The sequence below is a fragment of the Brenneria izadpanahii genome (assembly GCF_017569925.1).
In the GTDB taxonomy this organism is placed as follows: domain Bacteria; phylum Pseudomonadota; class Gammaproteobacteria; order Enterobacterales; family Enterobacteriaceae; genus Brenneria; species Brenneria izadpanahii.
Genome location: NZ_CP050854.1, coordinates 1,429,727 through 1,452,568 on the forward strand (window position 1 = coordinate 1,429,727; position 22,842 = coordinate 1,452,568).

25 protein-coding genes and 1 pseudogene are annotated in these 22,842 nt (G+C 53.9%); 18 read left to right on the plus strand and 8 right to left on the minus strand.

Going from position 1 to position 22,842, the window contains the following annotated elements; all coding sequences use genetic code 11:
• Position 1: 1 nt before the first annotated feature.
• Both HC231_RS06360 and HC231_RS06365 read right to left on the minus strand, forming a co-directional pair.
• Positions 2 to 1,570 carry a DHA2 family efflux MFS transporter permease subunit gene (locus tag HC231_RS06360; RefSeq protein WP_208230223.1) on the minus strand — a complete coding sequence of 523 codons (1,569 nt, stop codon included), beginning with the start codon at positions 1,568 to 1,570 and terminating at the stop codon, positions 2 to 4.
• Positions 1,567 to 2,700, minus strand: a complete 1,134-nt coding sequence (locus HC231_RS06365) for an HlyD family secretion protein (protein ID WP_425490512.1) — start codon at positions 2,698 to 2,700, stop codon at positions 1,567 to 1,569. Before HC231_RS06365 ends, HC231_RS06360 begins: the two co-directional genes overlap by 4 nt.
• Positions 2,701 to 3,403: 703 nt before the next feature.
• Between HC231_RS06365 and tsuA the strand changes: the two genes are divergently transcribed.
• The 4 genes from tsuA (at position 3,404) to HC231_RS06385 (ending at position 6,941) form a co-directional block, all read left to right on the plus strand.
• Entirely contained in the window at positions 3,404 to 4,459 is a 1,056-nt protein-coding gene (gene tsuA, locus HC231_RS06370; RefSeq protein WP_208230225.1) for a thiosulfate utilization transporter TsuA/YeeE, read from the plus strand.
• Positions 4,460 to 4,477: 18 nt separating this feature from the next.
• Entirely contained in the window at positions 4,478 to 4,702 is a 225-nt protein-coding gene (tsuB, locus tag HC231_RS06375; RefSeq protein ID WP_048637947.1) for a thiosulfate utilization sulfurtransferase TsuB/YeeD, read from the plus strand.
• 279 nt (positions 4,703 to 4,981) lie between these two features.
• Entirely contained in the window at positions 4,982 to 5,755 is a 774-nt protein-coding gene (locus HC231_RS06380) for a DUF3750 domain-containing protein (RefSeq protein WP_208230226.1), read from the plus strand.
• A gap of 406 nt (positions 5,756 to 6,161) precedes the next feature.
• Complete coding sequence (locus tag HC231_RS06385; RefSeq protein ID WP_208230227.1) at positions 6,162 to 6,941, plus strand: L-threonylcarbamoyladenylate synthase; 780 nt, start codon at positions 6,162 to 6,164, stop codon at positions 6,939 to 6,941.
• A 21-nt stretch (positions 6,942 to 6,962) separates the two neighbouring features.
• Here HC231_RS06385 and HC231_RS06390 read toward each other — a convergent pair whose 3' ends face one another.
• Both HC231_RS06390 and HC231_RS06395 read right to left on the minus strand, forming a co-directional pair.
• Positions 6,963 to 7,859, minus strand: a complete 897-nt coding sequence (locus HC231_RS06390; RefSeq protein WP_208230228.1) for a LysR family transcriptional regulator — start codon at positions 7,857 to 7,859, stop codon at positions 6,963 to 6,965.
• A 49-nt stretch (positions 7,860 to 7,908) separates the two neighbouring features.
• Positions 7,909 to 8,487, minus strand: a complete 579-nt coding sequence (locus HC231_RS06395) for a TetR/AcrR family transcriptional regulator (protein ID WP_208230229.1) — start codon at positions 8,485 to 8,487, stop codon at positions 7,909 to 7,911.
• 165 nt (positions 8,488 to 8,652) lie between these two features.
• Between HC231_RS06395 and HC231_RS06400 the strand changes: the two genes are divergently transcribed.
• Together HC231_RS06400 and HC231_RS06405 are read left to right on the plus strand one after the other, a co-directional pair.
• Complete coding sequence (locus HC231_RS06400) at positions 8,653 to 9,114, plus strand: hypothetical protein (RefSeq protein WP_208230230.1); 462 nt, start codon at positions 8,653 to 8,655, stop codon at positions 9,112 to 9,114.
• Positions 9,115 to 9,307: 193 nt separating this feature from the next.
• Positions 9,308 to 10,117 carry an isocitrate lyase/PEP mutase family protein gene (locus tag HC231_RS06405; RefSeq protein WP_208230231.1) on the plus strand — a complete coding sequence of 270 codons (810 nt, stop codon included), beginning with the start codon at positions 9,308 to 9,310 and terminating at the stop codon, positions 10,115 to 10,117.
• 21 nt (positions 10,118 to 10,138) lie between these two features.
• On the opposite strand, the gene HC231_RS06410 is transcribed toward HC231_RS06405, so the two are convergent.
• Positions 10,139 to 11,032 carry a LysR substrate-binding domain-containing protein gene (locus HC231_RS06410; RefSeq protein WP_208230232.1) on the minus strand — a complete coding sequence of 298 codons (894 nt, stop codon included), beginning with the start codon at positions 11,030 to 11,032 and terminating at the stop codon, positions 10,139 to 10,141.
• Positions 11,033 to 11,171: 139 nt separating this feature from the next.
• Between HC231_RS06410 and HC231_RS06415 the strand changes: the two genes are divergently transcribed.
• Positions 11,172 to 12,545, plus strand: coding sequence for an MFS transporter (locus HC231_RS06415; RefSeq protein ID WP_208230233.1), 1,374 nt, complete (start codon positions 11,172 to 11,174; stop codon positions 12,543 to 12,545).
• Between the two features lie 57 nt (positions 12,546 to 12,602).
• Here the strand turns inward: HC231_RS06415 and HC231_RS06420 are convergent, their stop codons facing one another.
• Positions 12,603 to 13,748, minus strand: coding sequence for an alpha/beta fold hydrolase (locus HC231_RS06420; protein ID WP_208230234.1), 1,146 nt, complete (start codon positions 13,746 to 13,748; stop codon positions 12,603 to 12,605).
• A 101-nt stretch (positions 13,749 to 13,849) separates the two neighbouring features.
• Here HC231_RS06420 and HC231_RS06425 point away from each other — a divergent pair, with 101 nt between their 5' ends.
• Positions 13,850 to 14,746 carry a LysR family transcriptional regulator gene (locus tag HC231_RS06425; RefSeq protein ID WP_208230235.1) on the plus strand — a complete coding sequence of 299 codons (897 nt, stop codon included), beginning with the start codon at positions 13,850 to 13,852 and terminating at the stop codon, positions 14,744 to 14,746.
• 9 nt (positions 14,747 to 14,755) lie between these two features.
• On the opposite strand, the gene HC231_RS06430 is transcribed toward HC231_RS06425, so the two are convergent.
• Positions 14,756 to 15,397, minus strand: coding sequence for a helix-turn-helix transcriptional regulator (locus HC231_RS06430; RefSeq protein WP_208230236.1), 642 nt, complete (start codon positions 15,395 to 15,397; stop codon positions 14,756 to 14,758).
• 25 nt (positions 15,398 to 15,422) lie between these two features.
• Here HC231_RS06430 and HC231_RS06435 point away from each other — a divergent pair, with 25 nt between their 5' ends.
• The 3 genes from HC231_RS06435 to HC231_RS06445 all read left to right on the plus strand — a co-directional run bounded on the left by HC231_RS06435 (position 15,423) and on the right by HC231_RS06445 (position 17,567).
• On the plus strand, positions 15,423 to 15,605 hold the full coding sequence (locus tag HC231_RS06435; protein WP_208230237.1) for a hypothetical protein: 183 nt from the start codon (positions 15,423 to 15,425) through the stop codon (positions 15,603 to 15,605).
• 595 nt (positions 15,606 to 16,200) lie between these two features.
• Positions 16,201 to 17,103 (plus strand): winged helix-turn-helix domain-containing protein, encoded by a 903-nt coding sequence (locus HC231_RS06440; protein WP_208230238.1) that lies wholly within the window; start codon positions 16,201 to 16,203, stop codon positions 17,101 to 17,103.
• 137 nt (positions 17,104 to 17,240) lie between these two features.
• A complete protein-coding gene (locus HC231_RS06445; protein WP_208230239.1) occupies positions 17,241 to 17,567 on the plus strand; it encodes a hypothetical protein in 327 nt (108 codons plus the stop codon).
• Between the two features lie 71 nt (positions 17,568 to 17,638).
• Here HC231_RS06445 and HC231_RS06450 read toward each other — a convergent pair whose 3' ends face one another.
• Positions 17,639 to 18,004, minus strand: a complete 366-nt coding sequence (locus HC231_RS06450) for a hypothetical protein (RefSeq protein WP_208230240.1) — start codon at positions 18,002 to 18,004, stop codon at positions 17,639 to 17,641.
• Positions 18,005 to 18,335: 331 nt separating this feature from the next.
• On the opposite strand from HC231_RS06450, the pseudogene HC231_RS06455 reads away from it, so the two are divergent.
• From HC231_RS06455 to HC231_RS06485, 7 genes and pseudogenes are all read left to right on the plus strand, one after another.
• Positions 18,336 to 18,866: pseudogene (locus tag HC231_RS06455) on the plus strand (LysR substrate-binding domain-containing protein); the annotation flags it as partial.
• Positions 18,867 to 19,091: 225 nt separating this feature from the next.
• A complete protein-coding gene (locus tag HC231_RS06460) occupies positions 19,092 to 19,418 on the plus strand; it encodes an HMA2 domain-containing protein (RefSeq protein ID WP_208230241.1) in 327 nt (108 codons plus the stop codon).
• Positions 19,419 to 19,435: 17 nt separating this feature from the next.
• Complete coding sequence (locus tag HC231_RS24120) at positions 19,436 to 19,558, plus strand: hypothetical protein (protein WP_281397393.1); 123 nt, start codon at positions 19,436 to 19,438, stop codon at positions 19,556 to 19,558.
• Positions 19,558 to 20,127, plus strand: a complete 570-nt coding sequence (locus HC231_RS06470) for a YtxH domain-containing protein (RefSeq protein WP_246494708.1) — start codon at positions 19,558 to 19,560, stop codon at positions 20,125 to 20,127. The genes HC231_RS24120 and HC231_RS06470 overlap by 1 nt, the downstream gene beginning before the upstream one ends.
• Positions 20,111 to 20,425, plus strand: a complete 315-nt coding sequence (locus HC231_RS06475; protein ID WP_208230244.1) for a magnetosome protein MamC family protein — start codon at positions 20,111 to 20,113, stop codon at positions 20,423 to 20,425. Before HC231_RS06470 ends, HC231_RS06475 begins: the two co-directional genes overlap by 17 nt.
• Positions 20,412 to 20,705 (plus strand): YtxH domain-containing protein, encoded by a 294-nt coding sequence (locus HC231_RS06480; protein ID WP_208230245.1) that lies wholly within the window; start codon positions 20,412 to 20,414, stop codon positions 20,703 to 20,705. The genes HC231_RS06475 and HC231_RS06480 overlap by 14 nt, the downstream gene beginning before the upstream one ends.
• Entirely contained in the window at positions 20,702 to 22,792 is a 2,091-nt protein-coding gene (locus tag HC231_RS06485; protein ID WP_246494710.1) for a heavy metal translocating P-type ATPase, read from the plus strand. Before HC231_RS06480 ends, HC231_RS06485 begins: the two co-directional genes overlap by 4 nt.
• Positions 22,793 to 22,842: the final 50 nt, after the last annotated feature.

The following is a 22,842-nucleotide window of genomic DNA, read 5'->3' on the forward strand; positions in this document are numbered from 1 at the left end:
GTCAGTGTGCTCCAGCGCTGCCTTTGCTCTTGATCGGCGCAAGCAGTAAACAAAACGGAATAAGAAGCAGGGCGATAATACTCAGACCCCTGAAAATGTCGATGTAGGCAAGCATACGTGCCTGGACGATCATCTGTTTATACATTTGGCCGGTGGCGAGCGCGACGGGATCGCCCGCCATCGTGGAAAAATCTCTGATCGCATGCGCCCAGCGTTCAACCGTCTGGTTGAACGGCTCGTTCAGCGTGGACATGTTATGCACCATACTGGCGCTGTGCGCCTGCTGCCGTTCGGTAAGCATCGCCGTGGACAGCGAAATGCCGATCGATCCCGCCACGTTGCGGCACATGGTGAACAGCGCCGACGCATCCGCATTCAGCCGCCGTGGAATGGTGACGAAGGCGATGGTGGTCAGCGGCACAAACAAAAAGCCGAGCCCGATAGTTTGCGCGCTGCGCATCAACACCAGCGTGGTGAAATCGATATTCGGCGCCAGCGTGGACGAATAGACAAAAGAGGCGGCCAGCGTGGCGAAGGCGCCGGCGATCATCCAGCGCGTTTGCACCAGCGGCATCAGTTTTAACGCTATCGGGATAGTCAACACCACCAGTACGGCGCCCGGCGAGAGGATCATCCCCGACCAGGTGGCGGTGTAGCCTAAGTCCTGCTGCGCCAACTGCGGGATCACCACCGCGCTGGCGTACATAATCATCGCCATGCCCGCCATCAACACGCTGGAGGCCGCGAAGTTGCGGTCTTTCAGGCAGTAAAGATCCACCACCGGCTTTTTGGCGTACAGCAGCCAGTAGACCGCCCCGACCAGACCGATGGCCGTCAGCACGGCAAAGGTGATGATAAAGTTGGAGTGAAACCAGTCGTCATCTTCGCCACGGTCGAGCATGACCTGCAAACAGCCCAGCCCAAGGGTCAGCAGGCTGATGCCGATATAGTCGATACTCAGCTTATCCTTCGCCATCTTGCGCTCCCACGGCGGATCCTCAAGCAACTGATAGATGGCGAGCACGCTGAAAATGCCGATCGGAATATTGATGAAGAATACCCAGCGCCAGCTGTAGTTATCGGTGATCCAGCCGCCCAGCGTCGGGCCGAGCACCGGGGCGACGATCACCGCGATCGCCGCCAGGCCGAACGCCTTGCCGCGCTCTTCCGGCTTGAAGTAGTCCAGCAGCACCGATTGCTGCACCGGCTGCAGGCCGCCGCCGAAAAAGCCCTGCATCACCCGGAATAGGATGATCTGCCATAGCTCGGTGGCGATGCCGCACAGAAAGGAGCAGACGGTAAACATCACGATGCAGATCAAAAAGAATTGCTTGCGGCCGAATACCCGGCTCAGAAACGCCGAAATGGGCAGCACGATGCCGTTGGCCACCAGATAGGAGGTCAGTACCCAGGTGGACTCGTCATAGCTGGATGAGAGGGAGCCGGCGACGTGCGGCAGCGCCACGTTAACGATGGTGGTGTCCAGGATCTCCATGAACACCGCAAGCGTCACCGTAATGGCCACCAGCCAGGGATTGCCCGCCGGCCGCCAGCTCTGATCCTGGCTCATTCCACCGTCACCTTGGGTTCAACCGACAGGCCCAACGGCAGCGGATTATTCGGATCCAACCCCTTATCGATGATAATTTTCACCGGCACGCGCTGCACGATTTTCACATAGTTGCCGGTGGCGTTTTCGGCCGGGAAGGCGGAGAAACGCGAACCCGATCCCATCTGAATACTATCTACGTGGCCTTGTAGTTTCATATCCGGCCAGGCATCGACGGCGATTTCAACTTTGTCGCCCGGCCGCATCCGTTGCAACTGGGATTCTTTAAAGTTCGCGTTGATCCATACCTCCGGTGAAACCAGGGAGAACAGCGAACTGCCCGCCTGCACCAGGCTGCCGACCTGCACGTTGCGCCGGGTGATAAAGCCGTCATAAGGGGCGCGCACTTCGGTATAGGAGAGGTTGAGATTCGCGGTATTAAGCTGGGCCTGCGCCTGTTGCACCTGCTGTTGGCGCGCTTCAACGGCGGTTTCCTGCTGGCGGATTTGCAGCGCGACCTGCGAGGCGATTTCCACCTGCGCTTTGGCGTTTTCCCATTCGGCCCGCGCGCTTCTTAACTGTGCGCTGGCCGCATCAATGTTGCGTTGCGATGTGGCGCGCGGATCGACGCCCCGTTGCCGTTTGTAATCTTCCTGCGCGTTGAGAAAGGCGGCTTCCGCTTTCGCCAACTGAGCCTGCGCCTGATCTTTTTGCGCCGGGTATTGAACTCTGGCAAGGTCCAGCGTCGCCTGCGCTTGATGGAGCTGCGCGATAGCCAGCCCCAACTGAGCCTGGGCTTGATCGCGCTGGGCGGTGCTGTCGCGCGGGTCGATCACTATCAATAAGTCGCCCTGCTTCACGCGCTGGTTATCTTTCACCAGCAGTTGGGTGACGTAACCGGACGCTTTTGGTGCGATGGTGACCGCATCGGATTCGGTAAAGGCGTCGTCGGTGGTTTCAATGTTGCGTGTGGTCAGCCAGAACCATAGCGCGGCGATCAGCATAATCACCACCACTATCGCAAGGATAATCAGAGGCTTTTTGCCGGGACGCCGGCGTTCGGATGGTTCGTTGTCGGGATTATTCTGCTGCTGGTCGCCATCTTGGTGACGCAGGTCATCCTCTGACGGTGAAATCGATTGATTAGCCATAGTTCTCATCGTTATACGGCGGACTCAGGCCGAGTCCTCTAAATTAACGCTGCTATTTGAGACGGATAACTCATCCGGCATCACCAGGTATAACTGATTGCGGACTGATGTGATTTGTATAGCTTACGCCGTCTTAATCTTTAATAGCGCTTAGGCATACCTTCCGGTTTTATATTTCACCGATGGTGTTTTTGACCATATGACTAACGGCCCGCTCAATCAAGGTGTGGGCGGGTAAATGACTGGTAAGAAAATGAAACGAGGAGCGGCAAAATGTTATTTCCTGAGTCCATTTGAGTTCACCGTCCGCAGACGTTTTTTTCGTCAATATGCTGTCGGCAATGACTTTATTATGACCACAAAGGGAGCCTGTAACCGGCGTATAGACCGATGGTACGGGGTTATCCGCGCGATTCCGGCGCGCGGGCGCCGATGTATCCGGGGGCTGGCGGGGTATGGCGGATATAAGCGGGATAGATAGCCTATGGAGAAAATAGCGACATGATTTGTAACGGTATTTTGATTACCTGTACGCTGCCGGCGTGCTGATCGCCCGCGATGTCCTCTAAGTCCGCACGGCGGAAACGGCCGGCGCGCGGGCTAATTTCATTTCTCTATATATTATTTTATTTGGTTATTTGCTGGACGGCGGCGGGAGGAGAATACTTTGCTCTCCATATAGTTTGAATGCGATCGATTTACTATGCTGCAAATGATTTTCACCGGGCTGCTGTGCGGCGCTCTGCTCGGCTTCGTCATGCAACGAGGCCGATTCTGCCTTACCGGCGGTTTTCGTGATATGTACATTGCCAAAAATAACCGTATTTTTTACGCCTTATTAATCGCCATCTCTATTCAGAGCGTAGGGGTTTTCGCTTTAATCGCCGCCGGACAGTTGAACTATGACGCCGGCGCTTTCCCGTGGTTTGGCACCATTGTGGGCGGCTATGTCTTCGGTATCGGCATTGTGATGGCGGGCGGTTGCGCCACCGGCACCTGGTATCGCGCCGGGGAAGGGCTGATCGGTAGTTGGATTGCGCTGTTCGCCTATATGCTCGCCAGCGCCGTCATGCGCTCCGATCATATGGCTTCGTTCAATCGTCAGATAAAGTCTCTGAGCACGGAGCATAACTCTATCGCCGATACGTTTGGCCTGTCGCCGTGGCCGTTTATTGCGCTGCTGGTTGTGGCGACCCTCTGGCTGGCGGCGAAGGAATTGAAAAAGCCGAAGCTGAAGATAGCTTCTTTGCCGCCGAAGAAATCGGGCCTTGCCCATCTGTTATTCGAAAAACGCTGGCATCCGTTCGTCAGCGCCGTGCTGATTGGCCTTATCGCGCTGCTCGCCTGGCCGCTCAGCACCGCCACCGGCCGTGTTTTCGGCTTAGGCATTACCGCGCCCAGCGCCAATATTTTGCAGTACCTGGTGGTGGGCGACGGCAAGTTTCTTAATTGGGGCGTTTTCCTGGTGCTGGGGATTTTCCTGGGGGCGTTTATCGCCGCGAAAGGCAGCCGGGAGTTTCGTATTCGCGCCGCCGATGCCGCCACCTCGGTACGCAGTTTTATCGGCGGTATCCTGATGGGGTTCGGCGCCAGCATTGCCGGAGGATGCTCTATCGGCAATGGTCTGGTGATGACCGCCATGATCACCTGGCAGGGCTGGGTTGGGTTAACGTTTATTATCCTGGGCGTATGGACCGCGTCATGGTATCTGTTTGTTCGTCCAAAACGCCAGACGCGCCTGCAAGCCGCGTCTGTCTGATAAGTAATTGGGGTTGTTATGATTAAAAAACTCGATGTGGTAAATCAGGTCTGTCCGTTCCCGCTTATCGAAGCGCAGGCGGCGATGGCGGAATTGCAATCCGGCGATGAACTGGTGATTGATTTCGACTGCACCCAGGCAACGGAGAGCATTCCGCTGTGGGCGGCGGAAGAGGGACATACCGTCTCCGACTATCAACAGGTCGGCGACGCGCAATGGAGCATCACGGTGAAGAAAGGCTGATTCGGCTTTCATTCTCAATACGGTTGAAAACAACGGGCTGTTGCGAACGCAACAGCCCGTTGTTGCATTGGCGAAGGCATAACCGTCGGCCCCATGCGATGCGGCGTTGCGAGCGCGCCATTTTTTGACGGTATCTCTTTTCAATTGTTGTGATAGATTGAAAAACATACGGTATTAAGTGATGGTATCAGGTAAAGGTTCTGACTACCGGCCCGGTGACGGGATTGAAATGGTTAATATCCTTCATTTTTATTTCTTTTCATTGGGTTAATTGAATATATGAGTTATATCAAGGCGCTGAGTATCGGGTTTATCTGTATGTTGCTGCTGTCGTTTTGGCAGAGTTATGCTAAAACGACGCAGCGCGGGGAGGCATTAACCGGCCAGAGTTTTTGGCATGCCCGCAGAGATTCCGCGGGAATAGCGCCGGACCCGGTGAAATTTCGCCAAACCGCGATAGTGCAAGTCTATGCTGCGCCCACTTACGGCTGGCGCGGCCTGCTGGCGGTTCATCCCTGGATCATCTTCAAGAAGGCCGGCGAAACCCAATACAGCCGCTATGAGGTTACCCGCTGGGGCGATGATAATGTTATTCGCCGTAACCGTTCGATCCCCGATGGATACTGGTATGGCTCACGTCCCGAACTGCTGGCGGACCATCGGGGGGCCGGCGCCGAGGCGATGATCCCGCAGATTGAAGCCGCGATCAAAAGCTATCCCTATCCGCATACCTATCGCGTATGGCCCGGCCCAAACAGCAATACCTTTATTGCGCATATCGGCAGGGAAGTGCCGGCGTTGAAGCTGGATATGCCGGCTAACGCGATCGGCAAGGATTACCGGCCGTTAACGCGTCCGATTGGTTTACCCCCCTCCGGCAAAGGCGTGCAGCTCTCGCTGCTGGGCGTGCTGGGCTTGACGCTGGGCGTGGAAGAGGGCGTTGAGGTCAATGTCTTGGGGCTCAATGCGGGAGTGGATATTAAATCCCCGGCGTTGCGTTTACCCTTTATTGGCCGGCTGGGCAGCGACGATTTGAAAAAAGATGAAGGCTGACTATTTTATACTCGTCATGCCTCCCCGAAAGATGAAGGAATATCGTCATATTTTTTTCCGGCTATTATCAGGGAAACGAACCACTGTTTCCTGACGGAAACAATGCCGGCCAATTGACAATACTCATTGTCAATCTTCTCTATCTCGTTATGATAATGCTTAATTTAAATTAAAGGGGTAATTATCATTAGTTAATTTATGGTTTTATACTCGCTTTAGTTATTTAAATATATGGGTTCGGGCTGAAGTTTTATTGCAAGGTTTTCGGTTAATCCTTTTATATAGTGCCGTTATTAACGAAAAATATATTTTCGGCGTTTTGCTTCGTGCTGAAAATTTATTTTTTGACCTCCTATTGCTGCTGAATATCGTTTTTAATCAGCATAACCATGATGGATGAAAGTCAATGACCAAAGAGAAAACGATTAAGTGGAATGGCGGCGTACAGCAGGAAGCCGTGGATATTTTATCCGGCAAAGGCGGGATGATCGTCAGCCCCACCAAAGTGGGCTATATCATTATGACTTCGGATGCCGAAGGGTTGGAGCGCAAATTCGAAGCCAAACAGCGCAAGCGAAATAAGCCGGGCGTGGTGCTGTGCGGTTCGCTGGAGCAGGTGAAAGCCCTGGCGCAAATGACGCCGGAAATCGAGCGGTTGTATGAGCAACACTGGCGGCAGGATATTTTATTGGGCTGTATTTTGCCCTGGAAGCCGCAAGGGAAAGCGTTAATCCCGAATGACGGCTGTCAGGCGTTGATGATGGACGGCCGGGAAACCAGCTGCTTCGTGATCAAGTTTGGCGTGCCGGGAGAGAATATCGCCCGTACTTTGTGGGAACAGGGGCGTTTCTCGTTTGCCAGCTCCGCGAACCCGTCGGGGAAAGGAAACCGGGGTATGGTTGAAGGTATCGGCGAGCGAATTGCGCAGCGTGCGGATTTGATTATCGAAGCCAACGATTACGTCAAATCCATTCAGCCTAACGAATCAGACGAAACCCGTTATGAACAGGGCGTGATGGTTTCGCTGGTCGATGAGACGGGAAAGCTGGTGCCGGAACAGCACGGTCAGCGTGGGGTAAGCCCTTGTCCGATATTGATTCGTAAGGGGTTACAGGCGGATCGGATCATGGCGATTATGAGCGATATTTTCCCTAGCTGGGACTACCGCCACGGGAATTACTACTGAGCCGGTTAGAGAACGAAGCTCTTAAGACACATGCAGCGCGTGTTGCAGACTCTCAATAAAAAGCGCGATCCGCGGAGCATTGAATTGCGACTTCTTAAACAGCGCATAGGATTTGTAGACCTCCATTTGCCACTGCGGCAATAGCCGGATGATATCGCCTTTTTGTACGTGTTCATCGGTGATATAGGCCGGAAGGTAGGCGATGCCGAGGTTATCCAGCGCCGCATTTAACAGTGCGGTGCTGTTATTCGCGCGCAATCGGCAATGTACTTCGATATTCAGTTTCTGTTTATCTTTATGAAAGGGTAAAGCGATAGTATGCGCATTACCGCGGAATAAAATATAGTCATGGTGCGGTAATTCGTCGGGATGAGTAATATCAGGATACGCGCGCAGGTATTTCTCAGTGGCATATAATCCCCACTCGATATCAATAAGCGGTTTAAATGATGCGTTTTCCGGTAATTCCCGCGCAATAGCGATGGCAACATCGTAATTCTCATCTTCTATATTAATCGGCCGATCGGTTAAATCGAGATCGACGGTAATATGAATATTGTTCTTAATAAACTGATTAACAACCGGCATAACGCACTGGGTGCCGAAAGTGACCGGCGCCGCGATACGAAGGCTGCCGCTGGGATCTTCATGAACTTGCCTTATGAATCGCTCCGCGCTTTTTATCTCCTGCAGAATACGATGGCAATATTGATAGTAAGTTAATCCCAGTTCGGTAACCTGAATTTTTCTGGTGGTTCTCTGTAGCAGTTTAGCCCCCAACCTGATTTCGAGTTGGGAAATTTCTTTGCTAACCGATGATTTGGCAATGTTTAATTGATTAGCGGTATCGGTATAGCTCAAGGTTTCGACAACGTTGGCAAATATAATCATCGCGGTGAGATTATCGAGTTTGTTCACCTCTGCTCCTTAATGGCTTTAACCCTGGATATAATCGGCGGCGCTAACGTCATGCTCTGTCTGGCGAAAGCAGGTGGTCTAATAACCCGGTTAGCCCTTCCTGTGTGGCGGCGAGCTGCCGTAGCTCAAGATATTCAAACCCGATCACTGCCGCATACAGTATTTTTCCGCGCAAGGCCGCGCGTTGATGGGAAAAACCGGCGCGAACAAATTGCGCGGTCAGATAATTCAGTCTCTCGGTATCAACCTCAAACTGGGCGGCGGCGACGCGGCTGTTGGTCACCGACCATTGTCTGATCGCGCTTTCGGAGCGTAGCCCTCCATCGGCGGCGTTACGCAACCCTGCGATGATACGCGCCAACTCCTGTAGACCTTCTTGCGGCGATTTTCCCGCCGACGCCACTGCCGCGATCACCTCTTCGTTCGCCCGCGCCCGCCAATAAGCCAGCATCGCGCTTTCAAAGTCGGCGACGTCCTTGAAATGCCAGTAAAACGACCCTTTGGTCGTTCCGAGTTCGCGCGCCAGCGCTTCCGCCTTGAGAGCGGACGAACCGGAACGGGATAGCGCCCGGAAGCCGGCTAATATCCAGTCTTCACGGGACAGTCTGTTTTTCTTTTGTTGCGTCATGTCGCTAACCATACGCTAGCGTATTGACACTTTCAATCGAATAGGCAATACATACGTATCCGTATGGTTTTGGCGCTGTCCGCATTGGTTCGATCTTTGTCGGGCGGTATTTCTTGCCATGTCGCCGTCCATGTTATGGCGAATGAGATTTTCTGGAGAGGATCTATGGCCGATTTACGTGGAAATTCGACGCCTGTACCTGCCAAATACAATGCGTTATTGATTGTTGCCGCCGGGCTGAGCGCCATTGCCGCTGTGCTCCATGTCGCCATCATTATTGGCGGCGCGTCCTGGTATCGTTTTTTCGGCGCGGGAGAACGCATGGCGTCGGCCGCCGCCGCGGGACAGTGGTATCCGCCGTTGGTCACCGCGCTCATCGCATGCATCCTGGCGATTTGGGGGCTGTATGCGCTTTCCGGCGCTGGCGTTCTCCAGAAACTGCCGATGCTTAAACCTGCTCTGTGCGCCATTACGGCCGTCTATTTACTGCGCGGGCTGACGATACTTCCGCATTTGGTCATCGAGACCGGCCCGATCGCGCTTTTCGCTATATGGAGTTCCCTTATTTGCCTGGTTTATGGCGTACTGCATCTTTTCGGTCTTCTCCAGGTCTGGCGGCGGATTTGAGTTATTTCAACGTGCCGGCGGACCGGGAAAATGAGCCATAACTATCATGGCGCTATTATCAGTCGCCTCGCGGTAGGTCTATTTTCCCTATGCTAAGTATTTTTTCTTGCGAGCCGGGGGCTTTGCTTCTATTTTGAGCACCGGAGCATGCCGTTGTTAACATAATAAATGTATTGGCTAACATGGAGGAACAATGGAGAACGCCGGTAAGATTTTTCGACAGTTACATGAAGGCCCCCGCGCATTTATCATTCCCAATCCGTGGGATATTGGCACGGCTCGAATTCTGGCCGCGATGGGGTTTCAGGCATTGGCGACGACCAGTGCGGGTATGGCTTTCTCGATGGGCGTCAGGGAAGGGCGCGTTGAGTGGGAAAACGTGATAAAGCATTGCCAATCACTGGTTGAGGCAACCCCGCTCCCTGTTTCGGCGGATCTTGAAAATGGGCTCGGCGACAGTCCTGAAAGCGCCGCCGAGACGATCCGGGTTGCCGCCGGCATTGGTCTTGCCGGATGCTCTTTGGAAGATTATACCGGGAACGCCGAACACCCTATTTATGATTTCCAACTTGCGGTGGAGCGCATTCAGGCCGCCGCTGAAGCCTGTCGTCATTTATCGCATGACTTTGTGCTCACCGCACGCTGTGAAAATTATCTGTGGGGTAAACCGGACCTCGACGATACCATCAGACGGCTACAGGCTTTTGAAAAAGCGGGGGCGGATGTGCTTTATGCGCCCGGCTTACGCGATCTCGATACTATCCGAACCCTATGCCAGTCACTCACTAAACCGGTTAACGTCATTACCGGCATTCAGGGGACAACGTTCAGCGTCGCTCAGTTAGAAGACGTCGGCGTGAAGCGCATCAGCGTCGGATCCGCTTTGGCTCGTCTGGTTTTTGGCACGTTTATCCGGGCGGCCGGGGAGATGAAAGCGGGTGGTGATTTCTCCTCTCTTGACGCGGCGATAGGGTTTAGCGAAATCGAGCGTTACTTCCCTTAATGCCTATCGGGGCGCCAGGTTTTATACGGTTTCTTTCATTTTACTGAGCAGCCAGCTTCTCAGGCTGGCGATATCCTCCCGAACGGCATATTCCGGCAGGGTCACCAGATAGTAATTCGCGCCGGGAAGTGCATGTGCAAACGGCGCGGTGAGAACGCCTTGTTGAATGAAATCGTGGGCCAGCAGGCTGCTGACGATCGCGACGCCCTGACCGGCGACCACCGCCTGAATGGCATGGGTTTCATCGGTGAAGTGTAAGCCGGTTTCAATATTCAGATCGGCGGGGCCAAAGCGATTGCGCCAGTTCTCCCAGCTTGGCGCAAGCGCGGGGACATGGCGATTATCGACGTGAAACAGCGTTGCCGATGGCAAATCCCTAAGCTGTTTGATTTCCAGCATCGGGCTGGCGACCAGGATAAAGCGATCTTTATAAAGCAGCGTCGATGCTAATGTTTCCTCTTCTTCCTCACGGTAGCGGATTGCCGCATCCACCGTTTTTTTCGTCAAATCAATTCGTTCCACGCTGGTATGCAAGCGTAAATCGATATCTGGCAACGCTGTCTTCAGTTCGGCTAGACGCGGCACCAGCCAGTGAGTAAGAAAGTTCGACGTGGTGGTGATGGTTAACGCCGGCGGCGCGGTATCGGCATGAATACTTGCTATGGTGTCCTGTAGTTCGCTGAATACACGCTCTGTGGTGTGGAAAAGTTTCTCTCCGGCGGAGGTTAACGTTACGCCTTTGGCGCTACGTTCGAACACTTTCGTCGCCAGTTGTTCTTCCAGTACGCGTATTTGATGGCTGATTGCCGTGGCGGTGACGCCAATCTCATCGGCAGCCAGTTTGAAGCTGCGATGAACGGCAACGGCATTGAAGGCTCTGAGCGCGCCTAACGGCGGCAGACGTTTCTTTTTCACGCTGAATTTATCTCATCTATGGATGAAATCAATGACTTTGAATCGGCTTTATCAATGGATATAAGCTGATTAAACCCTGTATCAATGATGAATTCAATTCATTGTTGATGGTTTGATTTTTTCCGATGGATAGAGAGCGATGACAAATTGTATTCCTAAAGATGACAACCTTCTGCCGCGTTTATCACTCACGCTGATAGTGCTGTCGCTGGCGCAGTTTGTTATCGCGCTGGATTATTCGATTATTTATGTCGCCTTGCCCAATATCGCCAGTAGCCTGCAATTGGCCGATTCGCATGCGCAATGGATCGTTTCCGCCTATGGGGTGATATTCGCCGGATTTTTGCTGGTGGGCGGCAGGCTCTGCGATGCGATTGGCGCTAAAAGCATGTTTATTTTTGCGCTTACGTTGTTCAGCCTGGCGTCATTGCTGGGCGGGATGACCACCTCCGCCGCCGCGCTGATCGCCGCCCGTGGTATTCAGGGACTGGGGGCGGCGTTTTTGCAGCCCGCCATTATCGCGTTGATTTCACACCATTTCAGTCCGGGACGAGAGAGGGCGAAGGCGTTAACCGTATGGAGTGCGGTGGGGGCCGCGGGATTGGTTGCCGGCGTCGTGCTGGGGGGACTCTTTACCCAGCTCAGTTGGCGGCTGGTGTTTTTGGTCAATGTGCCGATCGGGCTGATGTGTATCTGGTCTGCTCGCCGCTATTTTCACGCTATCGTTCGCCCGGCGCAGCGTCAAAGGCTACCGCTATGGTCATCATTATTGGGAACCCTGAGCGTACTCAGTATCGTGCTGGCGATGACGTCGTTAGCCGATCATGGCCTTCACCATATCAACACGCATCGTTGGTTCGGTATGACCGCAATATCCCTATCACTGTTTCTCCTCGGCGAGAAATACGGCAAACAACCGCTGGTCGGCCGGGGCGTAAGGCGATTGGTCTCGTTGCGGCGCGGCAGCCTCTCCAGCGCGTTATACATGGCTAGCGTGGGGACCGAACTCTTTCTGCTTACCTTACTGATGCAGGATCACTATGACTACAGCGCGTTGCAGACCGGGCTGCTTTTCATCCCGTTGACGCTGATGATTATTGCCGGCAACGCCGTAGCCGGTAAGCTGTTTACGCGAATGGCGGCGCTTAGGGTGTTGCGCTGGGGGTTTCTGCTTGGGGCCGCAGGGTTATTGCTTATCGTTTTCTCTCTCGAAGAACAGATCGACTGGCTTTGGTTTATCCCCGGATTGATACTGAGCGGCGTGGGACATGGGATGATCTACACCGCCAAATTCGTTGTCGGCATGCATGAGGTGCCGGATGAGCAGCAGGGGATAGCCAGCGGACTGATGATTACGGCGCAGTACGCCAGCGGTGCGATTGCTCTCGCCTTGATGGTGATCGTTCTCAATCTTCATCCCGGTATGGCCGGCTTTCAATACGGTTTTGCTGCGTTGATCGGCTTTGCTTTGCTGGGCGCGCTGCTGACGGAGGAAATAAACAACACCGTATGAGCTAAGTCATCGTCGCACCGGTTATTTTCGCATCGGCAGGGATGTTCGCGCGGATAGTCACTCCCGTTCATCATTTTCGGCCGCCAGGAAGCGGCTTACGGCGGACAGAAACTGGCCTCTGCCGGCCTCGTTCCGGTCGAGGTGGACGAAATGCGTGGCCGCCGGGATGGTCAGCGCCTGCGCGTTGGGCGCTTCTTGCGCCAGCGCGTCGGCATCTTCCGGGCGGCTCCAAAAGTCTCTCTCCGAGCGGATCACCAGCACCGGCATGGTAAGGCGCGACGCCTGCCACTGTTTGTTGCCAATCGCCAGTTCAAAGCTATCGGCCATCGCGCCGGAAGGCGCTCTGAAGCCGGGCGGATCTCTGCGGTAGGCTGTATCGTCCGATGCCAGCGCCGCATCGGCATACGCCTGCGCGATCCGCTCATCCCGCCAGCGCGTCTTGTCCTGCAGCGGAATGCTGTTGTCCCAGGCGGGAAACAGGCTGTCGCGGCTATTGACCCGGTAGCCGCCGAAGCGGGGGGCGTTAAAAATGCCGGGATTGTCGGGGGTGTCGAGCGGCGAACCCAGGCCGAGCGTGTCGTGGTGGCTGCTGCCGCCGTAAAGCGTGTTGTAGAGCACCAGCCGATCGACCTGCTGCGGATATTGCGCGGCATAAGCGCCGGCCCAGTGTCCGCCGGTCGCCCAGCCGACGATGCTGACTTTGTCGCTGTGGCTCCACTGCATAATGGCGCCGATCGCGGCGCCGATGTCGTCGACGGCATCGGCGGTGCGCATTAGCGGCGCGCTGCGCTCCGGCGGTTCGCTCATAGCGGGCGGGCGGCTGGAAAAACCGTAGCCGCGCAGATCCATGATATAAACGCGATGGCCCGCCGCCGCGAGATCGCCGGCGAGCGAGCCGCCCGGCGCCGGCAGATCAAAGGAGGCGACGCCGGGCACGCGCGCGCCGTGCAGCAACAGCACTGGCGCTGCGCGGTTGCCGCCGGGTAATGACGCCGGTCTGACTTCCCGGATGAATAGCGACGTTCCCGGTTGCAAAGCAATGCGCCGATCTTCCCTGAGCAGCGCTGTTTCCGCCGCCGTCGTCGATGTGATTCGCGCTTGTTCCGAACCGTCCGCCGCCAACGGAGCGGCGGCCAGCAGCAGGCTCGCCAGCGTCTTTCCGCTGCGGCCCGCGCAAGAAGGTGAATTGCCTGAATGCGTCATCTTGGTATTCCCTGAGTGAAATAAGATTTATCATCGGCAAGGGATAATGATATGTCTAATACTATTGATCTTGTTATTTAATACATTAAAGGTATTGCTTTATGTTAAGCCTGCGCCAACTACAGCAATTTCTGGCCGTCGCGGAGACCATGAACTATCACCGGGCGGCCGAACGGTTGAACATGGCTCAACCGCCGCTGACGGCCGCTATCCGCAACATGGAAGAGGCGCTGGGCGTCCGCCTGTTTGAACGCACCAATCGTATTACCGGTTTAACCGCCGCCGGGGCGGTGCTGCAACAGGAGGCGCGCCGGACGCTGGCGCAGGTGGCGCGCGCCGAAGCGCTGACGCGGCGCGCGGGGCAAGGGCTGACCGGATCGCTGCGCGTCGGCTTCGTCGCCAGCGCGGTGCGTCACCGCTTGCCTGAGATAGTCGCCGGTTTCAGCAGGGAGCATCCTGATGTGGCTCTGGAATTACATGAGGCGACCACCGCGCGGCAGGTTAAAGCCCTGCTGGAAGATCGGCTCGATGTCGCCATCGTCGCCCTGCCTGTACCGGAGTATGCCGCCCCGTATCTGGCCTTGCAGCCGTTGTTATCCAGCCAGTTGGTTGTAGCTTTGCCGCGGGATCACGCGCTGGCCGCGGCGGCGACGTTGACGATCGGCGCATTGGCGAATGAGCCCTGGATTATGTTTCCAGAGAGCGAAGGGCCGGGTCTGTACCGCGTCATTCATTCCGCCTGCGAACGGGCGGGGTTTACGCCGCGCATCGCTCAGCGGGCGGTGCAGATGGAAACTATCATAGGGCTGGCGGCGGCGGGATTGGGCGTCGCGTTAGTGCCTGAATTCATGCGGGGCGGCGGCTGGGATAATGTCGCCTTTCGCCCGCTGGAAGGGCAGGGAGCCCCGGTGGCGTATGAGACGGCTTTAGCATGGCGCAAACAGGACGACGCGCCGGAATTGGCCGCGTTTCGCGCCGTCATTAGCCCGCCGCAATAATGCCGTTTCTTAGCAACCCACCCAGCAGATGAGTTGATTTAATAATGAGGTCAACTCAGTTTTATTTTTCGTACCGGTTTTACCTAATATTATTTTTATACGCTGACGGGCATGTTCATAGGTAATACCGATCATCTGCGCGGATTCGATTAAACTACATCCTTTTGCCAACAGGCGGCAAAGTTTCGCTTCAGTATTCGTCACCTTGTAAAGGTTCTTTAATAGATTTATATCCAGTTCTCCTTTGCGCAGGCTGGCATCTATTATTGAAAATAAAATCAATTCGGATGCATTTAATAAAGGATTGCCGAGATCTCTACTGATGCGAGTAAATTTTATAATTAAACTTTTAAAACCGCACTGTACCCCAAGCATTTGCGGCGAACCAAGCGGCGAGGCATTTAGCATTTTAACTTGCTCGACGATAATATTATTCAATGCATCATTTCTGAAACTAATCAGCCCCTGACGACAGCGAACGAAACTCCCTTTAGAAATAAGCGTCTCAGCGTGAAAATTCATCTCGAAAAGTTTCATTTTTTCATCCACAACGAATGACGCGTCCGCTAAAGATAAGGAGATCGCCGCTTTCGCGGCTACACGCTGTCGTATGCTATTAACGCGTTTTTCTTCTACGGGAACTCTTAACATCTGCGAGAACCCTTAACTGCGGCGTGTGATTGATGATGCGGTAACGATTGCCGGGCAGCCGGCCATTGAAATATTGAATGAGGATCCCCCGGCAAAATTTCCGACGCTGCTCAACGAGGCTGGAGATACATTACCCAGCGATACTGACGCGCTGGTTCCGCTTGAGTCCATCGAGTTGGCTGAATTAAGCGCTGTGCCAGTGAAATAAATAGCCTCGTCAGCAGTAGAAACGGTTTGCGCCACTAATCGAGCGTAGGCCGGAACAGCAGTCCGAATAATGGTTGCTAATGACATAATATACCCTTTCTGTTAATAAAAAACTCTTCTCATTAATAAAGAGATATCTTTTTAAGGAAAAGTTCCTGGTGGTTGACCTTTGTAATTTCTGATTTTTTGAAATATTCAAATCAGAGAGTAAATTTTGTTTTTTGAGCCTGGTTTATTTTATCTATTTAGAATGTATGTATTCTGTTTTTTACCTGTTCTATTTGTGCTGGATTGTATTTATCAATCTAACTTTATAAAAATGATTTTTTACTTAAGATTACTGAATTTATTCTTGAGTTATAGACGATTGATGTGTTGATTATCACTTAATGAATTGTTTTTTATTGTGTTTTTTCATTAACTACGAGAGATGGGGAAATGATTGAAAGGAGGTGGGATATTTTAGTTAAGGGAATCGGTTGTTTTATATCGCTAAAGATCATTATCATACAGTGGATGTAAAGCTAGACAGAATGATTATTGGGGATCCTATTCGGTAGATGAGGCTGTTCCCTGTGTTACATTGAGATAATGTTATGTATAAGGTTTATCGTATTAATGGAGTGGTTGATTTTTATGTCAATAGAAATCAACTAAAATCGCTGATTAGCGATAAAACGGAGGTTCTTAATAAACCAGTAGGGCGCTGCCTGCTGCTGCTGATCGAGAAAAGATATGAAATTATTGAACAAGCGACTTTTTTCTCTGAAGTCTGGAATAAATTTGGCGTTTTTGTTACGCCTAATACTTTTTATCAAAATATTTCGCTACTAAGGAAAAGCCTTAGTGCCGTTGGTTTGGGCGATGACGTAGTAAAAACCGTATCGCGCAAAGGACTGATGCTTTCTCACAATATTGAAATAGAATTTATTGATTATGAAAGGAATTTTCTTTCGTCCAGCGCTGAGCCGGCTGAATGCCAACCGCTCTCCGATGCCGAGGTTGAACCAGCCGGCGAGTCTGAATTCATATCTGAATCGGAAGTTAGCGATGAACCTCAACTTGAACCTGAAGAACCTGAACCTGTCCTGGAGGAAAGGGGAGAGAGCGACGAGGAGATTCCTCGCCGGCGGACGGCGGGAAAAATACGTCATATAAGGTATTTATGGCTTATTGCGCTATTGATTTTCCTGATTGTATTGTCGTACGGTCTTCATCATTCGAACGTTCGCGTTAGCGGCTATTTTGATAATTACGCTTATCTTTTCGAATATAAAGGATGTCATCTTTTTTCCAATGCCCTGGCGCCCAAAGGAAAAGTATTGAATATCATTGACAATGACGAGATTTCTTGTTCAGTGAATAAGTATTCCTATATTACGACTTATGATTTTTCAATCGTGAGTTCTGTTGTGCAATGCCAGTTCGAGCTTGGTGATGAAAATAAGAATAATCATTGTGTATCACATTTATTTGTTGGCGAAGGAATGGAAAAGTGAGGCGCGTTAATAAACATATCGTTATTATTTTATCGGTGACGATGATATTCTTAGTTGCGTTAATTTATATTTATCGCCCTAGACCGACAAAGTTATCTTGTGATGCGTCATTTGTTCTGCACAAAAACGGACACGTCATGAAATTATTAGTGAGTTACATTTTTCATGATAAAACCGGAATAGCTATGCTAAATGGCGCAGAGACCACGCCGGATGGCTTAACAATCACGCTGAACAGAAAAACGGTCTTCACCTATACGAATGTGAACAATAGCTATTTCCTCACGTCAACGGACTCTTATGCAATGCCTAATCAGGTGGCTAATCCGGTTTTTAGCGAACAGTTGCCGGAATTCTATTTTAAAAAGGATATTAATTTTAATATTAATATATATCCGCAGGGTAATGAGGGGTGGGTTTTTTCAACCGATCCGGCGCCTTCGTTTCTGTGTGAAAAACGGTGATATGGAAAAAGAGAGGCGTGGCGTAAAGCAAGGCGCCTCGCTTACTATTCGTCATCTCTTATTGGGGGGCATTAACGGGCCAGCACGCTCATCGCCATAATAATCGGGCCGCCGACGGTGCGTTTTAATGCGCCAATAGCCAGCCCTTTCAGCAGCGTTTTGGCGCCCCGGCGAATCGTACTATCGATGTAATCTTGATCTTTGGTCGGGGTTAGCCAGCCAAGCCGTTCGAATTTTTCCAGCAATTCAGCGGCGGCGACTTTGCGGCTATCAAAACAGATAGCGACGGACCCGGCATAGATACGATGAGTTACTTCCTGCACGCCATCTTGTAGATGCAATTCCCTGACGATCCGCTCTACCTGCTTGGGATTCCGCTGTATGTAGTCGGAGCGAACGCGAATACGATTCTGAGTCTGGTGCAGGTAAGGTTTCATGGCGACCTCTGATAGGCAAATAACGATCTATGTGCAAATAACAATTTATATGCAAATAACAATGCGAATAATTTACGTTACCACTCCTGGCTTGTCTACTTAGTTGGCAACGGAAACGCCGTTTTTGTGATCGGCCATCCCTGGCCGTCATCCTGCGGGCCGTCGCGGCGCGGCGTTATTGACCTACGGCGGGCAGAGCGGCATCGGCGATGTGGGCCATCAAACCCGTTTGGTTGGGCACGACATGGCCGGCCAGCACATGGCGATCCTGATAGTCGCCGCCGTTCTGCGGACGGAATGCAATCGGTGCGTCCTCGAACAGCCGTTCCACTCGGCTGCGCCAGCGACACGCCTGGCCATCATGCAGAGCGTTCCTTCGCAAGTGGCGAGAAAAGCGGAGCAAGGCGACATCGATCTGGCCTCCCTCATCGGTTCCGAAGCGTCGCCAGATATGCGGCGCAGGCCGATGTTCACGGAACGCTATGTCTTGGCCGGCCGCGCCGGACATCCTCGTTTGACGCGCCGTCCAAGCCTGGCGCAGTTCTGCAAACTCGATCATGTCATCGTATCGCCGGACGGCGGCGGATTTCATGGCGTTACGGATACGGAACTTGCCAAACGGGGCATGACGCGCCGCGTCGTGCTATCCGTGCCGCATTTCCTGTTTCTTGACGCGGTGCTGACGAGCACCGATCTGGTCGCGATGGTGCCGTCCCGCTTGGTGCGCGGCAATACCGCGTTGCAAGTGGTCGAGCCTCCGCTCGACGTTCCCGGCTTCGAGATGCTCATGCTCTGGCCTGAACGGCTCCACCGCGACCCCGCGCATCAATGGTTGCGGGAACGCATCGCAAGCTCGGTATAAACGCCAGTATCGGGGGCATCCGATAGATGATTCATATGCCCGCCCAATCTCCTTCGTCCCTTCGCCGCAAACGGCGTTTTTTTACGCCGTACCTAACAAAAACTAAAGCTGCTTGATGAACCGCAAAGAATCCCCCTTCCATCGGCTGATAATGGCAAGGTCGTGTTTTTTTTCTGCTTGTCCGCTGTTAATTCTGGGCAGGTTTTCGCAGATGTAGGAAGCAGTATGGAGTCAGAAGAGTTAAGCGGACTGATGATGTTGCGTCGCTTTGTTACGGTGGAACATCACATACCGGGGCGTATACGTTTACGTTTCACTAACCGGTTGATCCCCAGTCTTGGCAAGGGAAAGCTGGAAAAACTGGAGGCGTTATGCCGCCCCGATGGTACGTTGCGTAGCTATAGCCTCAATGCGCATACCGGAAGTTTGCTGCTGGAATATGACGCGAAGCAAATCAATCCGGCGGTGCTGACGCAGCTTTTCGGCGCGGATGATACCGCGGCCCGGCAAGCGCTGGAACAGTTGATTCAGTCGCTCTCGCCGTCATCCTAATCATTAAGGAAATGAATATGAGCAATGATAATAGCAATTCAGCCAATCAGGGGGAGCCTATTATCCGCCGTTTGGCTACCCATACTATCCGCCTGTCGCTCCGGCACCAGAGGCCGCCGCACCGCCCCAGCAACCGGTAATGTACTGGCCGCAACCGCCGATGTGGTATCCGCCGCAGATGATGCCGGGCTTTCCGCCGATGGGATACCCTATGCCGCCTCAACCCGGTACGCCGCCGCAGGCCATGACTCCTCCGCCATATCCCCACCATCATCATCACCCCCATACGCAGCCGCAGCCCGCTTTTGACTGGAACAGCCAGGCGCAAAATATGGTGGAAAACATGATGGGCGAACAGGCCGGTATACTTAAAAACATCATCGGCGCCATCGGCATGGATGATAAGGAGTTCTGGAAAGGGGCGATGATCGGCGCGGCGGCGACGCTGCTGTTAACCAATGAAAGCGTGCGCAATATGCTGCTGCAAACCGTCGCCAGCACCGGTGATTTACTCAAAACGGGCGGCGCTAAAGTTAAGGACGGCGTGAAGAGCGGCGCGGAAACGCTGAAAGAAACCGCTACCGCCAGTTCGACTATTTTCCGCGATACGCTGAAAGCGGGAAAAGAAGGCTTCAATGAATCGGTAGAGCGCCACCGCCAACAAGGACAGCCCGCAAGCGAGGAGCCGCACAATGAGCAACAATCGTGACAGCCTGAGCCCGGTAAGCCGGGCGGTCATCGCGGGGGCGCTGGTCGGCACCACCGCGTCCTGCGTTGAGCAATGGCGTCGTTATCAGAACGGCGAGAAAACCCTGCATCAGACGGCCGCCGCCGTGGCGTGTGATGCGGCGAAAGGCGGTCTGGTGGGGGGCGCGGTGATGGCCGTAGCGAATGCCACCGCCGGCCGGCCGGTTTTGACGTTGCTGACGTTGTTGAGCGCCGGCGCCGCCGGTATCTATCTGATGGATGCGATCGGTAAAAAGGATGCAGATAATGAAACAGCCTAACTATCCGTATGGATACTACCCGTATTACGCGCCTTATGCCCCGGCGCCGCAAACGCCGTATCGCCAGGCCGACGGCCGAGCGCACTTGATTACCGGCGTGGTCGCCGGAGCCGCCATTGCCTATTTGCTCAGTAATCGTGAAGTTCAGCAGGGCATCACGACAACGGCCAGCAAGGCATGGGGCACGGTGCGTGGCGAAGTGGAAGAGTTAAAAGAACGGTTAGCCGATTTACAGGCTGAACTGGAGTATTACCGTAGCCGTGAACAGGATGCTGAGTGATCTCTCATTTGCCTGAAACCATTACGTTGGTTCATCAATTGCCGGGGCGGGTACGTTTGCGCATTCCGCAGATACGGCGCTACCCGCAAAGTTTGGCCTGGCTGAAACGTCAGTTGCTCTCTTTTCGCGGCGTTAACGGGGTACGTCTGCGCCCTGAAGCCTGCTCAGCCGTCATTACTTACGATCGCCAGCAGACCAAAGGCCAAACCCTGCTGCAAAAAGCGCTGGCGTTGGACTGGCAGGCGAGCGCGCCGGGCGATTATGACGCGGAATATAGCAGCAGCGATAATCTAATCAACCTTGGCGGCATCGCGCTGGCTTGGCTGCTGCCCGGAAACTGGGCCGCGCTGCCGGCCTTGGCGCTCACCGCGCCCACGTTGGCGGAAGGGGCGGAGAGCCTGGCTCACGGCCAGTTGAAAGTGGACGTGCTGGACGCCATGGCGCTGGGTTTGTCCATGGCGCGGGGCGATCACCGTACGGCGATGATCACCCAGTCGCTGTTGACGTTGGGCGAGTATCTGGAGCAGGAAACCAGCCGTCATTCCGATGCGCTTCTGGCCGATCTGATGCAGCCCAGAGAGCACCCGGTCTGGGTTGAGCGGCAAGGCGTGCGTGAAGAAATTCAGAGCGGCGAGTTGGTCAACGGCGATCTGATGTTGCTGGGGCCGGGGGACAATATCCCCGCCGACGGCGCGGTTCTGCGCGGCGTGGGGCTGATTAATCAGTCCTCGATGACCGGCGAAGGCGTACCGGTACGCCGGGAGCGCGGCGCCTGGGTTTATGCCGGCACACAGGTGCAGGACGGCAATATCGTCGTTCGCGCCGAGCGGGTCGGCGATGAATCCTCCACGGCCAATATCCGGCGTTTTATCAGCGAATCTCTGAGTCAGCGCAGTGAAACGCAGCGCGTGACGCAACAAATGGCCGATCGGCGGGTCGCCATCACTATGGGCGTCGGCGCGGCGGTTTTCGCCTTAACCCGTGACTGGCAACGCCTGGCCGCCGTCTTCCTGGTGGATTATTCCTGCGCCCTGAAGCTAAGCACGCCCATTGCCTTTAAATCGATCATGAGCCGGGCGGCGCGTCAGGGACTCCTGCTGAAAGGGGGACGGGCGATTGAACAACTGGCCGCGATCGATACCGTGGTGTTTGATAAAACCGGCACCCTGACGCATGGAGATATGCAAGTGACCGATGTCGTCAGTTTCGATCCGCAAAAAGCCTGGGCCGAGCGCTTGCTGGCGATTGCCGCGTCCGTTGAGGAACACAGTAATCACCCGTTGGCGAAAGCGGTGGTTGCGGCAGCGGCGCACCATGCGTTGCCGCACATCAATCATGGCGAAGTGGAATACGTTATTGCCCACGGTTTACAGTCCGAAATGGACGATCATCGTATGGTGGTGGGGAGCCGTCATTTCCTTAGCTGCCATTATCAGATTGATTTTTCAGAATTTGAAGATGAGATCGACAGGTTGGAGTCGCAGGGGCGTCACCTGTTGTTCATCGGCCTGGATGAACGGCTGGTCGGCATGATCGGCCTGCAAGACAACGTGCGGCAAGAGGCCGCGCAGGTGATCCAGCGCCTGCGTCAACAGGGAATAAAAAATATCGTGCTGCTGACCGGTGATAAAGCCGAGAAGGCGCGGCAGCTGGCGCAGGAATTATCCATCGACCGTTTCTTTTCCCAGGCGACGCCGGAAAGCAAAGTCGATGTGGTGCGCGATCTGCAACAGCAGGGCCATCGGGTGCTGTTTATCGGCGACGGCATCAATGATGCCCCGGTATTAACCCAGGCCGATGTGGGCATGGCGATGAATCAAAGCACCGAGCTGGCGCAGCAGGCCGCCGATGCCGTATTGCTGCGGGATAACCTCGAAGGGGTGGTGACCGCCTGTGAAATGGCTCAGGAAGCGATGCGCCTGGTTAACAGCAATATCCGCCTGACGGAGTGGGTGAATAGTTCGATTATGCTGGCGGCGGCCATGGGCTGGCTGAAACCGGCGGCCAGCGCGTTATTGCACAACGGCACCACGCTCGGCGTGTTACTGCGCTCGCTGGCGGCAAAAAACCGCAAGTATCCAGACTGATGACAAAGCCAATTATTACTCGCCGCGGGTATCTCGGCTTTACAGACAGG

Excerpts from the sequence above, each read along its gene's own strand:
- HC231_RS06470 (WP_246494708.1), top strand. The coding sequence starts at position 19,558 with ATGTACTGGCCGCAACCGCCGATGTGGTATCCGCCGCAGATGATGCCG.
- HC231_RS06445 (WP_208230239.1), top strand. The coding sequence starts at position 17,241 with ATGAAATTATTAGTGAGTTACATTTTTCATGATAAAACCGGAATAGCT.
- HC231_RS06420 (WP_208230234.1), bottom strand. The coding sequence starts at position 13,748 with ATGACGCATTCAGGCAATTCACCTTCTTGCGCGGGCCGCAGCGGAAAG.
- tsuB (WP_048637947.1), top strand. The coding sequence starts at position 4,478 with ATGATTAAAAAACTCGATGTGGTAAATCAGGTCTGTCCGTTCCCGCTT.
- HC231_RS06425 (WP_208230235.1), top strand. The coding sequence starts at position 13,850 with ATGTTAAGCCTGCGCCAACTACAGCAATTTCTGGCCGTCGCGGAGACC.
- HC231_RS06415 (WP_208230233.1), top strand. The coding sequence starts at position 11,172 with ATGACAAATTGTATTCCTAAAGATGACAACCTTCTGCCGCGTTTATCA.
- HC231_RS06480 (WP_208230245.1), top strand. The coding sequence starts at position 20,412 with ATGAAACAGCCTAACTATCCGTATGGATACTACCCGTATTACGCGCCT.
- tsuA (WP_208230225.1), top strand. The coding sequence starts at position 3,404 with ATGCTGCAAATGATTTTCACCGGGCTGCTGTGCGGCGCTCTGCTCGGC.
- HC231_RS06475 (WP_208230244.1), top strand. The coding sequence starts at position 20,111 with ATGAGCAACAATCGTGACAGCCTGAGCCCGGTAAGCCGGGCGGTCATC.
- HC231_RS06450 (WP_208230240.1), bottom strand. The coding sequence starts at position 18,004 with ATGAAACCTTACCTGCACCAGACTCAGAATCGTATTCGCGTTCGCTCC.
- HC231_RS06360 (WP_208230223.1), bottom strand. The coding sequence starts at position 1,570 with ATGAGCCAGGATCAGAGCTGGCGGCCGGCGGGCAATCCCTGGCTGGTG.
- HC231_RS06460 (WP_208230241.1), top strand. The coding sequence starts at position 19,092 with ATGGAGTCAGAAGAGTTAAGCGGACTGATGATGTTGCGTCGCTTTGTT.
- HC231_RS24120 (WP_281397393.1), top strand. The coding sequence starts at position 19,436 with ATGAGCAATGATAATAGCAATTCAGCCAATCAGGGGGAGCCTATTATC.
- HC231_RS06400 (WP_208230230.1), top strand. The coding sequence starts at position 8,653 with ATGGCCGATTTACGTGGAAATTCGACGCCTGTACCTGCCAAATACAAT.
- HC231_RS06430 (WP_208230236.1), bottom strand. The coding sequence starts at position 15,397 with ATGTTAAGAGTTCCCGTAGAAGAAAAACGCGTTAATAGCATACGACAG.
- HC231_RS06395 (WP_208230229.1), bottom strand. The coding sequence starts at position 8,487 with ATGACGCAACAAAAGAAAAACAGACTGTCCCGTGAAGACTGGATATTA.
- HC231_RS06385 (WP_208230227.1), top strand. The coding sequence starts at position 6,162 with ATGACCAAAGAGAAAACGATTAAGTGGAATGGCGGCGTACAGCAGGAA.
- HC231_RS06365 (WP_425490512.1), bottom strand. The coding sequence starts at position 2,700 with ATGGCTAATCAATCGATTTCACCGTCAGAGGATGACCTGCGTCACCAA.
- HC231_RS06405 (WP_208230231.1), top strand. The coding sequence starts at position 9,308 with ATGGAGAACGCCGGTAAGATTTTTCGACAGTTACATGAAGGCCCCCGC.
- HC231_RS06380 (WP_208230226.1), top strand. The coding sequence starts at position 4,982 with ATGAGTTATATCAAGGCGCTGAGTATCGGGTTTATCTGTATGTTGCTG.
- HC231_RS06440 (WP_208230238.1), top strand. The coding sequence starts at position 16,201 with ATGTATAAGGTTTATCGTATTAATGGAGTGGTTGATTTTTATGTCAAT.